This window comes from Bacillus cereus group sp. MG1, assembly GCF_040460035.1.
In the GTDB taxonomy this organism is placed as follows: domain Bacteria; phylum Bacillota; class Bacilli; order Bacillales; family Bacillaceae_G; genus Bacillus_A; species Bacillus_A cereus.
Map to the genome: position 1 here is coordinate 2,990,989 of NZ_JARVGY010000001.1, position 18,297 is coordinate 3,009,285.

Consider the following 18,297-nt stretch of genomic DNA (forward strand, 5'->3'; position numbering starts at 1 on the left):
AAATGTGTTAAGCTTTTGAGTGGGTTTTGTCAATCCTAACTAGTAGTCGGAGGGAAATCCAATGAACAAAAAATCAATTCGTGACGTAGATTTAAAAGGTAAGCGTGTATTTTGCCGCGTTGATTTCAACGTACCTATGAAAGAAGGCAAAATTACAGATGAAACTCGTATCCGTGCAGCTCTTCCTACAATTCAATATTTAGTAGAGCAAGGTGCGAAAGTTATTTTAGCAAGTCACTTAGGCCGTCCAAAAGGTCAAGTAGTAGAAGAAATGCGTTTAACTCCAGTAGCAGCACGTTTAGGCGAGCTTCTTGGTAAAGACGTTAAAAAAGCGGACGAAGCATTCGGACCAGTTGCACAAGAAATGGTTGCAGCAATGAACGAAGGCGACGTATTAGTTCTTGAAAACGTACGTTTCTATGCGGGCGAAGAAAAGAATGATGCAGAACTTGCGAAAGAATTTGCAGCACTTGCTGACATCTTCGTAAACGATGCATTCGGTGCAGCTCACCGTGCTCACGCTTCTACAGCAGGTATCGCAGACTACCTACCAGCAGTATCTGGTCTATTAATGGAAAAAGAGTTAGATGTACTTGGTAAAGCACTTTCTAACCCAGAACGTCCATTTACAGCTATCATCGGTGGTGCGAAAGTAAAAGATAAAATCGGTGTAATTCGTCATCTATTAGACAAAGTAGATAACTTAATCATCGGTGGTGGACTTGCTTACACATTCGTTAAAGCTTTAGGTCATGAAATTGGTCTATCTCTATGTGAAGACGACAAGATCGAACTAGCTAAAGAATTTATGCAACTTGCAAAAGAAAAAGGCGTAAACTTCTACATGCCAGTTGATGTTGTAATCACTGAGGAATTCTCTGAAACTGCAACAACTAAAATCGTTGGTATCGACTCTATCCCTTCTAACTGGGAAGGCGTGGACATCGGTCCTAAAACACGTGAAATTTATGCAGATGTAATTAAAAATTCTAAGCTTGTTGTATGGAATGGACCAATGGGTGTATTCGAAATGACTCCATTCGCAGAAGGTACAAAAGCAGTAGGACAAGCATTAGCAGATGCAGAAGATACATACTCTGTTATCGGCGGTGGTGACTCTGCAGCAGCTGTTGAAAAATTCGGTATGGCTGATAAAATGAGCCACATTTCTACTGGCGGCGGTGCGTCATTAGAATTCATGGAAGGTAAAGAGCTTCCAGGTGTAGTTTGTCTTAACGACAAATAAGTAGCAGCCAAAGAAAAAGGACGGTGCAAAGCATGCGTAAACCAATTATCGCAGGTAACTGGAAAATGAATAAAACTCTATCTGAAGCAGTTAGCTTCGTAGAGGAAGTTAAAGGTCAAATCCCAGCAGCTTCAGCTGTTGATGCAGTAGTTTGCTCTCCAGCTCTATTCTTAGAGCGCCTTGTAGCAGCAACTGAAGGAACTGACTTACAAGTAGGTGCACAAAACATGCACTTCGAAAAAAATGGTGCATTCACTGGCGAAATTAGCCCAGTAGCACTTAGCGACTTAAAAGTTGGCTATGTAGTACTTGGCCACTCTGAGCGTCGTGAAATGTTTGCTGAAACAGATGAGTCAGTAAACAAAAAGACTATCGCAGCATTTGAACATGGTTTAACACCAATCGTATGTTGTGGTGAGACTTTAGAAGAGCGCGAAAGCGGAAAAACATTTGATCTAGTAGCAGGTCAAGTGACAAAAGCACTTGCAGGTTTAACAGAAGAGCAAGTTAAGGCAACTGTTATCGCTTATGAGCCAATCTGGGCTATCGGTACAGGTAAATCTTCTTCTTCTGCAGATGCAAACGAAGTATGTGCGCACATCCGTAAAGTTGTTGCAGAAGCTGTTTCTCCAGAAGCTGCAGAAGCTGTTCGTATCCAATACGGCGGTAGCGTAAAACCAGAAAACATTAAAGAGTATATGGCACAATCTGACATCGACGGCGCTTTAGTTGGCGGTGCTAGCTTAGAGCCTGCTTCGTTCTTAGGTCTTCTGGGGGCGGTAAAATGAGAAAGCCAACAGCTTTAATCATTCTTGACGGTTTCGGACTTCGTGAAGAAACTTACGGGAATGCTGTAGCACAAGCTAAGAAACCTAATTTTGATGGTTACTGGAACAAATTCCCTCACACAACGCTTACAGCTTGTGGCGAGGCAGTAGGTCTTCCAGAAGGTCAAATGGGTAACTCTGAGGTTGGTCACTTAAATATCGGTGCTGGCCGCGTAGTATATCAAAGCTTAACACGCGTTAACGTTGCAATTCGTGAAGGCGAGTTCGATAAGAACGAAACTTTTCAAAATGCAATTAAAAGTGTAAAAGAAAAAGGTACTGCACTTCATTTATTCGGTTTACTTTCTGACGGTGGTGTGCACAGTCACATGAACCATATGTTTGCTCTTCTTCGCTTAGCAGCAAAAGAAGGCGTGGAGAAAGTTTATATCCATGCATTCTTAGACGGCCGCGATGTTGGACCACAAACAGCAAAAGGTTATATCGATGCAACGAATGAAGTAATTAAAGAAACAGGAGTAGGACAATTCGCGACTATCTCTGGTCGTTATTACTCTATGGACCGTGACAAGCGTTGGGATCGCGTAGAAAAATGTTACAGTGCTATGGTGAATGGTGAAGGCCCTACTTATAAATCAGCAGAAGAGTGTGTAGAAGACTCTTATGCGAACGGTATCTATGATGAATTCGTATTGCCGTCTGTAATTGTTAACGAAGATAACACGCCAGTTGCAACAATCAATGATGATGATGCAGTTATCTTCTATAACTTCCGTCCAGACCGTGCAATTCAAATTGCTCGTGTATTTACAAACGAAGACTTCCGTGAGTTCGATCGTGGTGAAAAAGTACCTCACATTCCAGAATTCGTATGTATGACACACTTCAGTGAAACTGTAGATGGTTACGTGGCATTCAAGCCAATGAACCTTGATAACACTTTAGGTGAAGTTGTTGCGCAAGCGGGATTAAAGCAACTTCGCATCGCGGAAACTGAAAAGTATCCGCACGTTACATTCTTCTTTAGCGGTGGTCGTGAGGCTGAATTCCCAGGAGAAGAGCGTATCTTAATTAACTCACCGAAGGTTGCAACGTATGACTTGAAACCTGAAATGAGCATTTACGAAGTAACGGACGCTTTAGTAAATGAAATCGAAAATGATAAACATGATGTTATCATTCTTAACTTTGCGAACTGTGATATGGTTGGCCATTCTGGGATGATGGAACCAACAATTAAAGCAGTAGAAGCAACTGACGAATGTTTAGGAAAAGTTGTAGAAGCGATTCTTGCAAAAGATGGTGTAGCACTTATTACTGCTGACCATGGTAATGCTGATCAGGAGTTAACTGCTGATGGCGGTCCTATGACAGCTCATACAACTAACCCGGTTCCTTTCATCGTTACAAAAAATGATGTAGAGCTTCGTGAAGGTGGTATTTTAGGAGATATCGCTCCAACAATGCTTACACTTTTAAATGTGGAACAACCGAAAGAAATGACAGGTAAAACAATTATTAAATAATTTGCTTATATAAAAAGGAGAGAATTTATTATGTCAACAATTATTGATGTTTATGCTCGCGAAGTCCTTGACTCTCGTGGTAACCCAACTGTAGAAGTAGAAGTTTACACAGAAAGCGGCGCTTTCGGACGCGCTATCGTACCAAGTGGTGCATCTACTGGTGAGCACGAAGCAGTAGAATTACGTGACGGTGACAAATCTCGTTACCTTGGTAAAGGTGTTGTTAACGCAGTAAACAACGTTAACGAAATTATCGCTCCAGAAATCGCTGGTTTCGATGTAACTGACCAAGCTGGTATCGACCGTGCTATGATCGAATTAGATGGCACTCCAAACAAAGGTAAACTAGGCGCTAACGCTATCCTTGGTGTATCTATGGCAGTAGCTCACGCAGCAGCTGACTTCGTAGGTCTTCCATTATACCGTTACCTTGGTGGATTCAATGCAAAACAATTACCAACTCCAATGATGAACATCATCAACGGTGGTTCTCACGCTGATAACAACGTTGACTTCCAAGAGTTCATGATCTTACCAGTTGGTGCTCCAACATTCAAAGAATCAATCCGTATGGGTGCTGAAGTATTCCATGCACTTAAAGCTGTATTACATGACAAAGGTCTTAACACTGCAGTAGGTGACGAAGGTGGATTCGCTCCAAACCTTGGTTCTAACCGTGAAGCTTTAGAAGTAATCATCGAAGCTATCGAAAAAGCTGGTTACAAAGCTGGCGAGAACGTATTCTTAGGAATGGACGTTGCTTCTTCTGAGTTCTACAACAAAGAAACTGGTAAATATGACCTTGCAGGCGAAGGCCGTACTGGCTTAACTTCTGCAGAAATGGTTGATTTCTATGAAGAGCTTTGCAAAGACTTCCCAATCATCTCTATCGAAGATGGTTTAGACGAAAACGACTGGGATGGTCACAAATTATTAACTGAGCGTATCGGTGATAAAGTACAATTAGTTGGTGACGATTTATTCGTAACTAACACTCAAAAACTTGCTGAAGGTATCGAAAAAGGTATCTCTAACTCAATCTTAATTAAAGTTAACCAAATCGGTACTTTAACTGAGACTTTCGAAGCTATCGAAATGGCTAAACGTGCTGGTTACACAGCAGTTGTATCTCACCGTTCTGGTGAAACTGAAGATGCTACAATCGCTGACATCGCAGTTGCAACTAACGCTGGCCAAATCAAAACTGGTTCTATGAGCCGTACTGACCGTATTGCTAAGTACAACCAATTATTACGCATCGAAGACGAACTAGGCGAAATCGCTGTTTACGATGGTATCAAATCTTTCTATAACATCAAACGATAATTGTAGGAAATAAACGACAGACCGTGAGAAATCACGGTCTGTTTTTTTATGCTAAAATTGTTCACCCGTCATAAGTGACATGAAATGTTTGAAGAAGCGGTTATAGTCAAAATCAATTGCGATTTGATGAACCGGCCAATCAATAAATGGCTTCTGGTTCACTAGAGAACGAAATTCCCCTATGCTTGCTCCTTGTGCAGAGGATTCTGTCATGACAACAATAGGTGATTTATGATACGTGAACATAGAGTTATCAAATAAAGCGAGTATTGGCATTGTGTCATGGAAGGGGCTCCCCTTTAAATGTGGTAGGGCGTCTTTATAATATCCGTAGTAATAATGATCAAATAACGGTTTGACAAGTGGAGCTTTTCCTTTTGCCTCAATGTATTCTGCCATTTCTGGTGTAATGATGGAGTATTGAGTGACGTTTAATGGGTATATGTACATGTTAACTGCGGATTGAAGGACTATATTAGCAGCAGTAGGATCGCCATAAAAGTTTGCTTCGGAAATAGGGGTAACATTACCAGGATGTAAAAAGGCACCGCCCATTACGTAGTAAGATTTAATTTGTTTCATTAACTGTTTGCACATGATAAACAAAATTGCTAGGGAGGTAAGTCTTCCTAAACTCACAATGATTAATTCATCTTTATACTGTTCAATAAGAGGAATGACTTCAAAAAAATTCTCCATTTCTCCGTTAGTCACATTCACCTTTGGAATAATTGGACCGAGCCCCTGTTTCCCATGTACATCCGTAAAAAACGCAGGTGAGGCACCAGTAAGGGGACGTTCTGAACCACCGAATATCTTGATATTTCTATTCTTTGTTTCGTTATTAAAAAAATGAGCATTTTCTACGGCCGTTTTTTTTGGAACATTGCCGTAATCAGCAACGATACCGACGATTTCTATTTCATCGATAAAGAATGCTAAGAGGAGAGCCATCGTATCATCAATCCCAGGATCACAAAAAATGAGAACTTTTTTGGGCATATGTTCACCACCTATCTTGTTTATCCGGTACAAATCCGCTTGGTGAGGGCTAATAATTAATGGGGATGAGGAAAACCTCAATGATTAAAGTTTCACTTTATATATATGTAAGTTTAAGGATAAAAAGATTATTTTATTGAAATAATAGTCTTTTAAATTCAGAAAATAAAAACTTTTTATATTAGGTCAAGGTTTTTGACGTAATTTTCGTTTAGAAATGCAGTCATATCAAGGTTGTAAGCGTATAACATAGGCTGTTTTTGCTGTCAAGTTGATAAATTGCAGCTTTTTACAATTTATACTATGATAAAGATATTAACAGAAGATCGTATAAACATGAGGGATGATGAACATGAAATTTACAAAGATTCTTGTCCAAATTGCTGCTCTTTACGTGTTTTATATGGTTGGAACTTGGGTGCAAGAAATGTTAAATATTCCGATTCCAGGAAGTTTGATTGGAATGTTCCTCTTACTTGTTTTACTTAGCCTAAAAGTTCTTCCAGTGAAATGGTTCGATTTAGGAGCAGAAACACTCGTTGCTATTATGCCGTTTTTATTAATTCCGCCAACGCTTGGCCTAATGAATTACGGTGCTTTTTTTATGAGTAAAGGAATTTCTCTTTTCATTACAGTTGTAGCGAGTACATTTTTAATTATTATTGTCGCAGGACATACAGGACAATATCTTGCGAATAGGAAGGAAAGAGAGTCGCGATGAGCCAAATATTAATCGGAATCGGTTGGGTTCTTTTTACGGTGCTATTATATCAATTATCTAAAAAAATCTATAAATTATTTCCAACACCATTCACCATTCCAATGCTTGTAGCAACTGGATTAATGGCTTTCCTATTTATCGTGCTTGATATACCATATCAACATTATATGGAAAGTGGTGGTGGCTGGATTGCAAAGCTACTTGGACCCGGTGTTGTAGCATTTGCAATTCCTCTTTATAAACAACGTCATGTTCTGCAAAAATATGTTGTACCGATTGCTGGCGGGGTATTAGTAGGTACAACAGTTGCAATCGCTAGTGATTTTGCGATTGCTTCACTTATGGGAACGGATAAAAGCTTAATCTTATCGTCATTACCAAAATCGGTGACAATGCCAGTTGCGATGAGTGTTTCTGAGCAAGTCGGTGGTGTACCTTCCTTAACAGCAGCTTTCGTTGTTATCGCAGGTATTACTGGAACGATTACAGGACCTCTTTTATTAAAATGGAGCCGTGTTACAAACTCAGTTGGTAAAGGTATCGGATTTGGATGTGCTTCTCATATTATGGGTGTTATGAGAGCGATGAAAAATAACGAACATGAAGGTGTTATTGGATCGGTAACAATGACATTAACAGCAATTTTGACATGTTTACTTGGACCGTTATTTGCGATGATGTTTATGTAATAGAAGAAAAGCGAGAGCGCCTCTATAGCTCTCGCTTTTCTATAGAATTTATGCTACAGTTACAATAACTGAATCTTTGTAGGAGGTACGCCAAGTGCATACGTTATTATCAGTTTTACTTATTATTGTATCGATTTTAATGATTGTTATGGTACTTATGCAATCTAGTAATAGCTCAGGCCTTTCAGGTGCAATTTCAGGCGGTGCGGAGCAATTATTTGGTAAGCAAAAGGCACGTGGAATTGAAGCGGTATTAAACCGTATTACAATTGTTTTAGCTGTATTGTTCTTTGTATTAACAATTGGTGTTACGTACTTCAATTTATAGAATTGAAAGAAGAAGCGTTAGTGAATGGTACTAATGGTTCTTCTTTTTTTGTTTTGCTATTTGAAAGATGTTTCTAATTAGATTATAGAAATACAAATATGGTACACTAGATATAGAAAGAATACGACTAGATTACAGAAGAGAAAGAGGAGAAATACATGATGAAATTAGCATCTCCGAAACCATTTACATTTGAGGGTGGAGACCGCGCTGTTTTATTACTACATGGATTCACAGGGAACTCAGCTGATGTACGTATGTTAGGGCGTTTCTTAGAAAAGAAAGGCTATACTTGTCATGCGCCAATTTATAAAGGGCACGGTGTACCACCAGAAGAGCTTGTTCATACAGGGCCTGAAGATTGGTGGCAAGATGTAACGGAGGCATATCAGCTTTTAAAAGATAAAGGTTTTGAGAAAATTGCTGTTGTTGGATTGTCACTTGGCGGCGTATTTTCTTTAAAATTAGGTTATACAGTACCGGTTTTAGGTGTAGTACCAATGTGTGCACCGATGTATATTAAGAGCGAAGAAACGATGTACCAAGGTATATTGGCATATGCCCGCGAATATAAAAAACGTGAGCAAAAATCACCTGAACAAATTGAACAAGAAATGTTGGAATTCCAAAAGACACCGATGAATACATTAAAAGCATTACAACAATTAATTGCTGACGTACGTAACAATGTGGATATGATTTATGCGCCAACATTTGTTGTACAAGCACGTCATGACGAAATGATTAATACAGATAGTGCTAACATTATTTATAACGGTGTAGAATCTACGTTAAAAGACATTAAATGGTATGAAGACTCTACGCATGTCATTACACTTGATAAACAACGTGACGAGCTACATGAGGATGTATATAACTTCTTGGAGCAACTAGATTGGTAAGATCTAGTTGCCTCTTTTTTTCATAAGGAATTTTTTGTGAAAACTGTAAAAATCATAAGGGGAGTATTGAAGTTTCACTTTATACATCCCCTATCTTTCGGATACACTAAATAATATAAGGTTTTAAAGGAGGTATTTTTGCTTGGAAGAAATCATACAAGAACATATTGATAAGTTGTTATTATTTATGAGAGAAGAAGCGTATAAACCGCTAACGATACAAGAGTTAGAAGAGGCATTTGGGATTGAAGGTTCTGAGGGCTTTAAAGATTTCGTAAAGGCACTTGTAACGATGGAAGAAAAGGGACTTGTTATTCGTACTCGTAGCAACCGTTACGGTCTTCCTGAAAAGATGAATTTAGTAAGAGGTAAGTTAATTGGACATGCACGTGGTTTTGCATTCGTTGTACCAGACGAGAAGAAAACGGGAGACGATGATCTTTTCATCCCGCCTACAGAATTAAACGGTGCACTTCATGGCGATACAGTATTAGCACGCCTTAGTTCTCAATCGAGCGGTTCGCGTCAAGAAGGTTCAATTGTACGCATTTTAGAGCGTGGAACGAAAGAACTAGTTGGTACATATACAGAATCGAAAAACTTTGGATTCGTTATACCTGACAATAAGCGCTGGACGAGTGATATCTTTATCTTGAAAAGCGCATCGATGGGTGCTGTAGAAGGTCATAAAGTAGTTGTGAAAATTACGAGCTATCCAGAGAATCGTTTAAGTGCAGAAGGTGAAGTTATTCAAATTCTAGGTCATAAAAATGATCCAGGAGTAGATATTTTATCTGTCATTCATAAACATCATTTACCTTTAGCATTCCCTGAGGAAGTGATGGAGCATGCAAACAGTGTACCAGAAACGATTTCAGAAGAAGATTTAAAAGATCGCCGCGACCTGCGCGATCAAATGATCGTAACGATTGATGGTGCAGATGCGAAAGACTTAGATGATGCTGTTACAGTAACGAAGCTTGAGAACGGTAACTACAAGCTAGGCGTTCACATTGCGGATGTAAGTCATTACGTTCAAGAAGGCTCTCCAATTGATGTTGAAGCAGCGGAAAGAGCGACGAGTGTATATCTTGTTGACCGTGTAATCCCGATGATTCCGCATCGTCTATCTAACGGTATTTGTTCATTAAATCCGAAAGTAGACCGTCTGACGTTATCTTGTGAAATGGAAATCAACAACTTAGGTGATGTTGTTAAACACGAGATTTTCCAAAGTGTGATTAAAACGACAGAGCGTATGACGTATGCTGACGTAAGAAGCATTTTAGAAGATGAGGACGAAGAGTTAATTAAGCGTTATGAGCCGCTCGTACCGATGTTTAAAGAGATGGGTCAATTGGCACAAATTTTACGTGAAAAACGTATGCGCCGTGGTGCAATTGACTTTGACTTTAAAGAAGCGAAAGTATTAGTGGATGAAGAAGGAAAACCGACTGATGTTGTTATGCGTGATCGTTCTGTTTCAGAGAAGTTAATTGAAGAATTTATGCTTGTTGCGAATGAAACAGTAGCAGAGCACTTCCACTGGATGAACGTACCGTTTATGTACCGTGTCCATGAAGATCCGAAAGAAGATAAGCTTGAGCGTTTCTTCGAGTTTGTAACGAACTTCGGATATGCGGTAAAAGGACGTGCGAATGAAGTGCACCCTCGTGCGCTGCAACAAATTCTTGAAATGGTTCAAGGACAGCCAGAAGAAGTAGTTATTTCAACAGTTATGCTTCGTTCTATGAAGCAAGCTCGTTACGATGCGGATAGTTTAGGACATTTCGGTTTATCAACTGAGTTCTACACACACTTCACATCACCAATTCGTCGTTACCCAGATACAATCGTTCATAGATTAATTCGTGAATACATTATTAATGGTAAAGTCGACAATGAAACGCAAGCAAAATGGCGTGAAAAATTACCTGAGATTGCAGAGCACTCTTCTAATATGGAACGCCGTGCTGTTGAAGCAGAGCGTGAAACAGATGAGATGAAAAAAGCAGAGTATATGGTTGATAAGATCGGTGAAGAGTATGACGGTATGATTAGTTCTGTAACAAACTTCGGTTTATTCGTAGAGCTTCCAAATACAATTGAAGGTCTTGTACACGTTAGCTACTTAACGGATGATTACTACCGTTATGACGAGCAACATTTCGCTATGATCGGAGAACGTACAGGAAACGTATTCCGCATCGGTGATGAAATTACAATTCGCGTTATTAACGTAAACAAAGACGAGCGTGCAATCGACTTTGAAATCGTTGGCATGAAAGGCACACCTCGCCGTAAGTTCAAAGATCGTCCAGTCGTTATCGAACAGCCAAGAACAGGCAGAAAGAAACGCGGTGGACGTAGCGAGCGCAGTAATGAGCGCGGCGGTGAACGTGGCACAGGTAGAAAATTTGACCGTGGTGGCAAAGGAAAAGGAAGAGGATCTGCATCTGCATCCGCTTCTGCTAGCCAGCCAGGAAAAAAAGATGGTAACGGTAAGAAGAAAAAAGCATTCTTCGAAAACGTACCAGGATTCAAGAAGAAAAAGAAAAAGCGTAAGTAAGAAAAGAGTGGCTTCGCTTTGATGAAAAGCGGGGCCGTTTTCTTTTTTCTTCGTGGCTTGAGAGCGAGCCACTTTCGCTTTTTATTAACATTTGTTACAATAGTAAAAATAGAGGAGGGACGTTATATGCCAAAGGGTACAGGTAAGGTTATTGCACAGAATAAAAAAGCATTTCATGATTATTTCATCGAAGAAACATACGAAGCAGGGCTTGTCCTTCAAGGAACGGAAATTAAGTCAATTCGCGCTGGACGCGTAAACTTGAAAGATGCGTTTGCACGTGTACATAATGGTGAAGTATGGGTTCATAATATGCACATTAATACGTACGAACAAGGGAATCGTTTCAACCATGATCCACTTCGTACGAGAAAATTACTTCTGCATAAAAAAGAAATTGATAAGCTAGCGGGCGCTGCGAAAGAAACAGGTTACGCATTAGTTCCACTTAGAATTTATTTGAAAAATGGATTTGCAAAGATGGCACTTGGTTTAGCAAAAGGTAAAAAGCAATACGATAAACGTCACGATTTAAAAGAGAAAGAAGCTAAACGTGAAATTGCACGCGCGTTCCGTGATCGCCAAAAGATGTAATACAGATATTTACATTTGTAAAATGGAGCGCGTATGTTATAATAACTTATGTAAGATTGTTGCACATTGAAAAACAGCTCTTAGTAGCTATCACGATATTTTCTTCGTATGCTCCATTTTTATCATGGGGACGTTACGGATTCGACAGGGATAGTTCGAGCTTAGGTTGCGAGTCGAGGGGATCGGCCTCGTTAAAACGTCAAAGCCTATAATTGGCAAACAAAACAATCTTTCTTTAGCTGCTTAATTGCACTAAAGGTTCCTCCCTCCATCGTCCATGTGGTAGGGTAAGGGACTCAAACTAAGTGGACTACGCCGGAGTTCGCCGTCTGAGGACAAAGGAAGAGAACAACCAGACTAGCAACTTGGAAGCCTGTCGATAGGCCGAAGAGTTCGCGAAATGCTAATATATCGACTACACTCGTAGAAGCTTAAGTGCCGATATTTTTGGACGTGGGTTCGACTCCCACCGTCTCCACCAATACATATTTGGTGGTTTTTTTATTTTTTATAACAGGAAGCATAAGATGGCCGTTTTGGTCAACTTATGCTTCTTTTAGTTTACGGCCAACTTATGCTTCCAGGATTTGAAGAATATTTTTAATGTCGCCTTTAAATAAAGTCGCGACTTTTAGGGATAGCATCACATCATCATCAATCTAAGAATAGCAAATACCCCAAAACGAAAAAAATGTACATTTTTTTCGTTTTGGGGCGTTATAAAATCCTTAAGTTGATGGGCATATGGCGACTCATTTCTAGAATTGTTTTCATGTGTCAATGATAGAAATATATTTTTAATTATGGCTACTTTTCAACTAGTACGATATCATCAAGATAGGCATCACCGATGTTAACATATCCATTAATTTGTAAGATGACCTTATATGGATTATTAGTATTTAGAGTAGTAAATTCAACCGATTTTTGTTCATACTGTGTGGAAGTAAACGTCATAACAAATGTGTTTTCTCCCCCAGGAGACTGTGCTCCTACAAATAAGGTTTTTTCAGGACCCGATACTTTTCCAGATGCGGACATGATGTATGTAGTATTAGGCTTCAAAGTTACGTCTCCCTTAAGATGACCAGCTCCTGAACTAAAATGAAGTCCTTTAGAATTATTTACTCCTGCATGCTCTTCAATATTGTAAATTAAAGAGCCATATGCTGGTTTAAAAGGTTCTAAACTTGAATTGTGGTCAAAATCAATATTTAAAATATAAGGGTTCTCCTTCTCATTTAATTGTACATTATCAAACTTAACCCTCCCATTTGCTGTAGAAGCAAGTTTGACAGCAAAGTTTGACACATCTTCCCCTGTTTTAAACTTCATCTCATGATGTTCCGGCTTAAATCCTGAATATTGCTTTTTTGTTAATGGAATGATTTCTTGATGGGCATTCAGATTACCTACTGTTACTTCTGATGGAGAACCTATACTTCCCGCTATATCAAATGTTAATGTATATTCTGTATTCGGCTTTACAGTAACAGGCTGATAGGCTGTGTCGGCATGTATTAATTTGAGATAATGATTGCCTGGTTCAGAAGTGCCGATATTCTCGGTAGAAGAATTAGGATTAGATAAAATCCAGTTATTTAGCCCATCCTCAAAATCTCCATTCTTAACTTGTTCATTTGCAGATGAACTATCTGCTGATACAATACCTGAAAAACCTATACTGGCACTTAATACAATTGCTGTAGAAAAGACTCCTATACCGACTTTTTTTAACAATCTCTTCATCTCCTTTGGTCAGATTAAAATTTACTTTTTCATATTTCTATATATGTTTGGATAAACCTGACAAAGAACCATTTTAACAATAAATAAATTATGTATCCGAGATTTAGGTTATTTTCATTTGAAGGGGTAGAGGGAGCAACCGTGCTGTGAAGTGCAAAGTAGCTCCATCTATCCCTAAATGGTCCTCTTCCACCCAAAAACAAGGAGAACTTTTTTATTGCTCAAGTATTAGGGGTCACCATATCAAAAAAAGAAAATTGTACGTTTAGACAAATTTTAGAAACAAATTAACCGGTACCTTGTACGTTAAGGAACTAGCTAATTACGTTACTCCTTTTTTATATAATTTTTCTCTCGTAATGATCTTAGATTATTAAAATTTGTTTTTTCATTTAAGTTCCAAACATAATCACCTTTCAACGTAATATGTTCCCATCCAAGTGAAGGGAAATGTTGTAAATATTCTTCTGGTATGTCCACGCTTTTTACACGTAAAGCATCTACTGCACGTGATATGTATACCGTATTCCATAATACAATTGCTGAAATAAGAAGTCGCAAACTACTCGCTCTATGTAAAAAAAATAACAGAATATTACATTTATTATTTATAAATTTTCCATATATTTCATGTTTCGTTGTTCGGATGTATATTTAAGGTGTACCAAATCATAATAAGGGGGATTTATTTATGAAAAAAAAGAAGATTAAGAGATTGCCGTTACCAAAAAAAGTTATAACAGGGTTATTTGTCGGAGCAATGGCTTTATCTATCTGGGCTCCGGAAAGTCAAGCAGCAACTCCAGAGAACAATAAATATTATAATATTAATTTGAAAGCTAATACATGGTTAAAGTGGAATGTAGAGGGAGCATCTACTAATAATGGTCCCACAATTCGTTTATGGGGTGGAAGCAATAATGAAAATGAAAAATTCACATTTTTTCCACTTGATGGAGGATTATATGCAATTGTAAATAAAAATAGTGGAAAACCTGTAACAGTTCAAAGTGGATCCAATATATTGACTCAATATAGTTGGACTGGTTCTTCTAATGAACAATGGTATTTACGAAACCAGGGAAATAATTATTATGAAATTGTGCACCAAGCAACTGGGAAAGTTGCATCTTATGCACGAAATGGGAATGCAGAGTATGTAGATTTGGATGATTCAAATCCTTATGATCCAGATAGGGTATTCCAAATTTCCGATGCTGGTGCTAGTGTTCAACTACCAACCTTACCAACTATAGGATCTAGACCAAATGCTCCAGAGTATAATCCAACTGGGCCTATTGATCAACAGTTACCTCAAACTTCAGGTTCTGTTGTTGTTGGTGCAACTTCAATACCATGTATTATGGTAAATGATAATCAAGCAAGTGACTATACCAAAATACACAATTCACCATATTATGTTTTGGTAAAAGAAGAATATTGGGAGAAAGTACGTTCAGAAATTATTCCTGCTGGTGGCTCTAGTAAGTATACTGTTACAACAGGTGTAAGTACTGAAGATCAACAAAGGATGACTGATACGCTTTCTATGAACTTTGGAGCAGATTTAGGATTTAAATTTAAGGCCGTATCTGCGTCGCTTCAATATGGTATTTCAAAAACATTGCAAACAGAAATTAGTACAACTTCTACGGAATCAACGGAATCAACAGAGGAGAAGACTATTACAAGTATATCTGGTAAAGATACAGGATATACAGCATATCAACTGGTGACAAAATATACGTTAAAGAGAACAGACGGTTCAGCTGTTTCAAGTTCTTGGACTGTAAGAGACCCGAATCAAACACTAGTAAGAACAATAACTAATTAGAAAACTTTATCATTAAATTATTTGTAAATAAGAGGAGCAAACATATATCGTTTAGCTCCTTTTATTGTTATAAAGTCTTTTAGTAAAACTTATATTTTTTCATGAGTGTACATCACCTATATAGATATAAATAGAATTTATTAATCATCTTTCTAATAACCATTTCTTTTTAATGTGCGATAAATAGTGGTTCTATCAACATTTAAAAAATCAGCAGTGTCCAAATTGTGTCATAACGTACAATTTTCTTTTTTTGATAAGGTGACCCCATGCCCATCAACTTAAGGATAGAAACGCCGCGGCTTTCCATTGATTAAAATGAAAAAACTTTGAAATAATATAATTCCATTAAAAATGAGTATACGAAATAAACCCTAACGGGTTTCATTTTTTAACTTATGCAACTTTCTTTTGTTTTCTATATCCACTATACTCATAGATAACACCCATAATATCAAAGACTGTCTTTTTCTCATATCGATGAGATTTCCGGCCATTTTTCTGTAGTAGGGTAAACAGGCGGATTAAGACCTTTGCTATTTCTTGGGTGTTTCTCTGTATTGCTTGATATAACAGGGATAGATGATCTTGAATCATCCCAATTGCTTTATATTCACTTAATTCTCTTTTGTGCTTTTGCAACAAAAGTTGGCGCATCTTAAACATCGTAGAAGAACAGATAAAAATGGCAATGAGCTTTCCATACACATGGCATTCTAATCTCTCTTGCTTGATAGTTTGCCAGTGATGAATTTGAAATAAAGATTTCCACGTTTTAAATATGATTTCTATCTGCCAGCGAAGGGAGTAAAAATCATGGATTTGTTCCATCGGAACCATCTCCCAAGGCGTATTCGTAACATATATGTTGATACCTGTTAATCGTTTACTTTTTTCTGAAAACGTAATTCCCTTTTTACTTTCGGTATAGCTTTGTTTTTTTCTACGTTCCAGTATTTGTTCCTCTGTTAATCGGTAGATAATTACTCTTGTAACTAATCTTTGATTCTTGCCAATATACGCCTCTTTTATTTCATATGTTTGTCCTGATTTTAACGTGTGCATAATGTTCTCTAAATCCACCTGGATATACTGTGATTGTTTTTTGATTGTCCCATTTCGAAAGTATTCCGGAAACGGATTTTTCGTATAGACGGTATGGTTTAACTTAAGTCTTGATATATAGCACACTCCACGTTGATCCATTTGATCTAAGTCTTCCAATGAAAAATAGCCTAAATCACGAATACACAGATCACCCGGCCGTAAGGTATCTAAGCAATCTGTTCCAAATGTTTTATCATTATGTTTTCCTGGACCTACCTGGAAGTTTAGAAACTGTCCGCTGTGTAAGTCATATTCTAATTGAATCTTGATGCCTGCTGTTTGTGCACAACCACCTGATCCAGGATATACATGAGCTAAATGTTTTGGTACTTGGAAAATCGTCGCATCTAAAATACGAATGCGTTGAAAATACATGAGTGCTGCACTTGAAATAGTTGATGTTTTACAAAGTTTACTTTTCCATAATGCAGAAAAAATATATTTCAAAAATTCAACTGCTTTTTTATCAAAGCGTTTATTGAGTCCTTCTGGACTCATAAGAGTGCCTGTGGCTGCGTGTAATTGACTGCATAGTCGAACGAGAGAATCGCTCGCTGTACGTTGACTTACCCAGATACATATGGTAGCTAATTCATTTCCTGAAAACTTTCGTTTTCTTTTTACAAACCCTAATTCTTTTGCGAGTTCTTCCAAAAGAGAGGGAGTTAAATGACGATACAGCTCTTCAGAAAATAGTTGTAATTCATCTTGAATCGAAAGATTCATAAAAAATGTCACCCTTTCTAGCTAGCTTTTTAGAAAGGATAACTTTTTTTGACACTTGGGGGTAGTGAAAATTCTTAAGTTGATGGGCATGTAAGGTGACCCCTATTAGTGGTCAAAATTTTAAAAAAACAAGGAGGCTGTCCAGACAGCCCCCTCGTTTTTTTCGATATTCTAATAAATTGCATATACACTTACATTGAATGGGTCTGCAGCGTTTCTAGGATTAGCGATATAAAGTGATCTCGCTGATTCTACAGTTGTTCTATTACCATTCAATACAGCGGAAAAAATGATAGGATCCGTACCACTAGATACATCCTTCATAACATTAAAACTAATAATATCTGGGTTTCCTCCATCAGTTATTACCCATTTTAAATATTGTGTTCCAACTGGAAGAGATTCCGTACTAAAATTTCCACTTGAACGATTGCTTTGTCCTTCTAAAGGAGACGTTTGTGATAAAACAGTTGCAATTAATTGTTCCGGCATATTAATTCCTCTTTTCTTAATAAATTTATATTAATTTTTTATAACAATGATTCAACTCAAATATATGAAGGATTAAATAAAATAAGTATTGAGAAATATTTTGTATTAGGGAATCGTTTTAAAAATGGGCTTAACGTTGTAAATCCGCATTTTCCTAACGCTCCCCCTAGGGGAAGCGTTAGGAACCGTGCCGTGAAGTGTAAAGTAATTTACAGAAAATGTAATACGTGATGCATCGACAGTTGCAAAAATTAACATTTATGCAACACTCCACTTGGGCTTGATTTTTATGGCGCCATAACGTTGCATATATTGTGTTGCAAATTAATTTTCGATAATACGGTGATATTTGTAGCGAAATAGAAAATAGATATTTGCAGCACTATGAATACCTTAACGTGCTGCAAAATGATTACAAAAAACCTTTTTAAAAAGTGCACCGTACACTTTTTATCCTTTTACTGGAATCTACTTTGCACTTCCCAGCACAGGTGCCCCTTCTAGCCCTTGAAAGATCTTCAATATATACAAGGACACCTCGCTCAAATTGAACGGGTAAAGAAAGCATATCAAGAGAGCAAAGTGACCTATTAACTAACGAAAGCGTCACTTCCATTTGCTCGTTTATTAAGGTTATTAGTATCAATTTGGCCAAACATTATTCCAAAGCTACATTAATAAAACACACGGCAAGCTTA

Annotated in this window: 15 protein-coding genes, 1 other RNA gene and 1 pseudogene; 12 read left to right on the forward strand and 5 right to left on the reverse strand. The window is 37.9% G+C overall.

The window, feature by feature from the left end; translation table 11 throughout:
- The first annotated feature begins 61 nt into the window (after positions 1–61).
- From QCI79_RS15535 to eno, 4 genes are read left to right on the forward strand one after another with little or no spacing between them, the layout of a single operon-like run.
- Positions 62–1,246, forward strand: coding sequence for a phosphoglycerate kinase (locus QCI79_RS15535; RefSeq protein ID WP_001036350.1), 1,185 nt, complete (start codon positions 62–64; stop codon positions 1,244–1,246).
- Between the two features lie 32 nt (positions 1,247–1,278).
- Positions 1,279–2,034 carry a triose-phosphate isomerase gene (tpiA, locus tag QCI79_RS15540; protein WP_001231038.1) on the forward strand — a complete coding sequence of 252 codons (756 nt, stop codon included), beginning with the start codon at positions 1,279–1,281 and terminating at the stop codon, positions 2,032–2,034.
- Positions 2,031–3,560, forward strand: coding sequence for a 2,3-bisphosphoglycerate-independent phosphoglycerate mutase (gpmI, locus tag QCI79_RS15545; protein ID WP_001231158.1), 1,530 nt, complete (start codon positions 2,031–2,033; stop codon positions 3,558–3,560). The genes tpiA and gpmI overlap by 4 nt, the downstream gene beginning before the upstream one ends.
- A gap of 30 nt (positions 3,561–3,590) precedes the next feature.
- Entirely contained in the window at positions 3,591–4,886 is a 1,296-nt protein-coding gene (eno, locus tag QCI79_RS15550; protein WP_000103951.1) for a phosphopyruvate hydratase, read from the forward strand.
- A gap of 51 nt (positions 4,887–4,937) precedes the next feature.
- Here eno and QCI79_RS15555 read toward each other — a convergent pair whose 3' ends face one another.
- Entirely contained in the window at positions 4,938–5,888 is a 951-nt protein-coding gene (locus QCI79_RS15555) for a nucleoside hydrolase (protein ID WP_001125064.1), read from the reverse strand.
- A 352-nt stretch (positions 5,889–6,240) separates the two neighbouring features.
- Between QCI79_RS15555 and QCI79_RS15560 the strand changes: the two genes are divergently transcribed.
- From QCI79_RS15560 to ssrA, 7 genes are all read left to right on the forward strand, one after another.
- Positions 6,241–6,609 (forward strand): CidA/LrgA family holin-like protein, encoded by a 369-nt coding sequence (locus tag QCI79_RS15560; RefSeq protein WP_000673222.1) that lies wholly within the window; start codon positions 6,241–6,243, stop codon positions 6,607–6,609.
- Complete coding sequence (locus QCI79_RS15565) at positions 6,606–7,298, forward strand: LrgB family protein (protein ID WP_000078304.1); 693 nt, start codon at positions 6,606–6,608, stop codon at positions 7,296–7,298. The genes QCI79_RS15560 and QCI79_RS15565 overlap by 4 nt, the downstream gene beginning before the upstream one ends.
- A 94-nt stretch (positions 7,299–7,392) precedes the next feature.
- Entirely contained in the window at positions 7,393–7,626 is a 234-nt protein-coding gene (gene secG, locus QCI79_RS15570; protein WP_000557264.1) for a preprotein translocase subunit SecG, read from the forward strand.
- A 161-nt stretch (positions 7,627–7,787) separates the two neighbouring features.
- Entirely contained in the window at positions 7,788–8,528 is a 741-nt protein-coding gene (gene estA / locus QCI79_RS15575; RefSeq protein ID WP_000761976.1) for a carboxylesterase, read from the forward strand.
- A 142-nt stretch (positions 8,529–8,670) separates the two neighbouring features.
- Positions 8,671–11,097: a ribonuclease R gene (gene rnr / locus QCI79_RS15580; protein WP_000391096.1), complete on the forward strand. Its 2,427-nt coding sequence runs from the start codon at positions 8,671–8,673 to the stop codon at positions 11,095–11,097.
- A gap of 126 nt (positions 11,098–11,223) precedes the next feature.
- Positions 11,224–11,691, forward strand: coding sequence for an SsrA-binding protein (gene smpB, locus QCI79_RS15585; RefSeq protein ID WP_001123919.1), 468 nt, complete (start codon positions 11,224–11,226; stop codon positions 11,689–11,691).
- Between the two features lie 126 nt (positions 11,692–11,817).
- Positions 11,818–12,172: a transfer-messenger RNA gene (ssrA, locus tag QCI79_RS15590) on the forward strand.
- A gap of 326 nt (positions 12,173–12,498) precedes the next feature.
- Here the strand turns inward: ssrA and QCI79_RS15595 are convergent.
- Positions 12,499–13,431 carry a carbohydrate binding domain-containing protein gene (locus tag QCI79_RS15595; protein WP_000915084.1) on the reverse strand — a complete coding sequence of 311 codons (933 nt, stop codon included), beginning with the start codon at positions 13,429–13,431 and terminating at the stop codon, positions 12,499–12,501.
- 336 nt (positions 13,432–13,767) lie between these two features.
- Positions 13,768–14,019: pseudogene (locus QCI79_RS15600) on the reverse strand (Tn3 family transposase); the annotation flags it as partial.
- A gap of 112 nt (positions 14,020–14,131) precedes the next feature.
- Here QCI79_RS15600 and QCI79_RS15605 point away from each other — a divergent pair.
- Positions 14,132–15,274: an RICIN domain-containing protein gene (locus QCI79_RS15605; RefSeq protein ID WP_000727409.1), complete on the forward strand. Its 1,143-nt coding sequence runs from the start codon at positions 14,132–14,134 to the stop codon at positions 15,272–15,274.
- Positions 15,275–15,670: 396 nt separating this feature from the next.
- On the opposite strand, the gene QCI79_RS15610 is transcribed toward QCI79_RS15605, so the two are convergent.
- Together QCI79_RS15610 and QCI79_RS15615 are read right to left on the reverse strand one after the other, a co-directional pair.
- On the reverse strand, positions 15,671–17,107 hold the full coding sequence (locus tag QCI79_RS15610) for an IS4 family transposase (RefSeq protein WP_042991529.1): 1,437 nt from the start codon (positions 17,105–17,107) through the stop codon (positions 15,671–15,673).
- A gap of 171 nt (positions 17,108–17,278) precedes the next feature.
- The gene (locus QCI79_RS15615; RefSeq protein ID WP_002101540.1) at positions 17,279–17,599 is read right to left on the reverse strand and encodes a hypothetical protein; all 321 of its coding nucleotides are present in this window, start codon (positions 17,597–17,599) and stop codon (positions 17,279–17,281) included.
- Between the last annotated feature and the right edge of the window lie 698 nt (positions 17,600–18,297).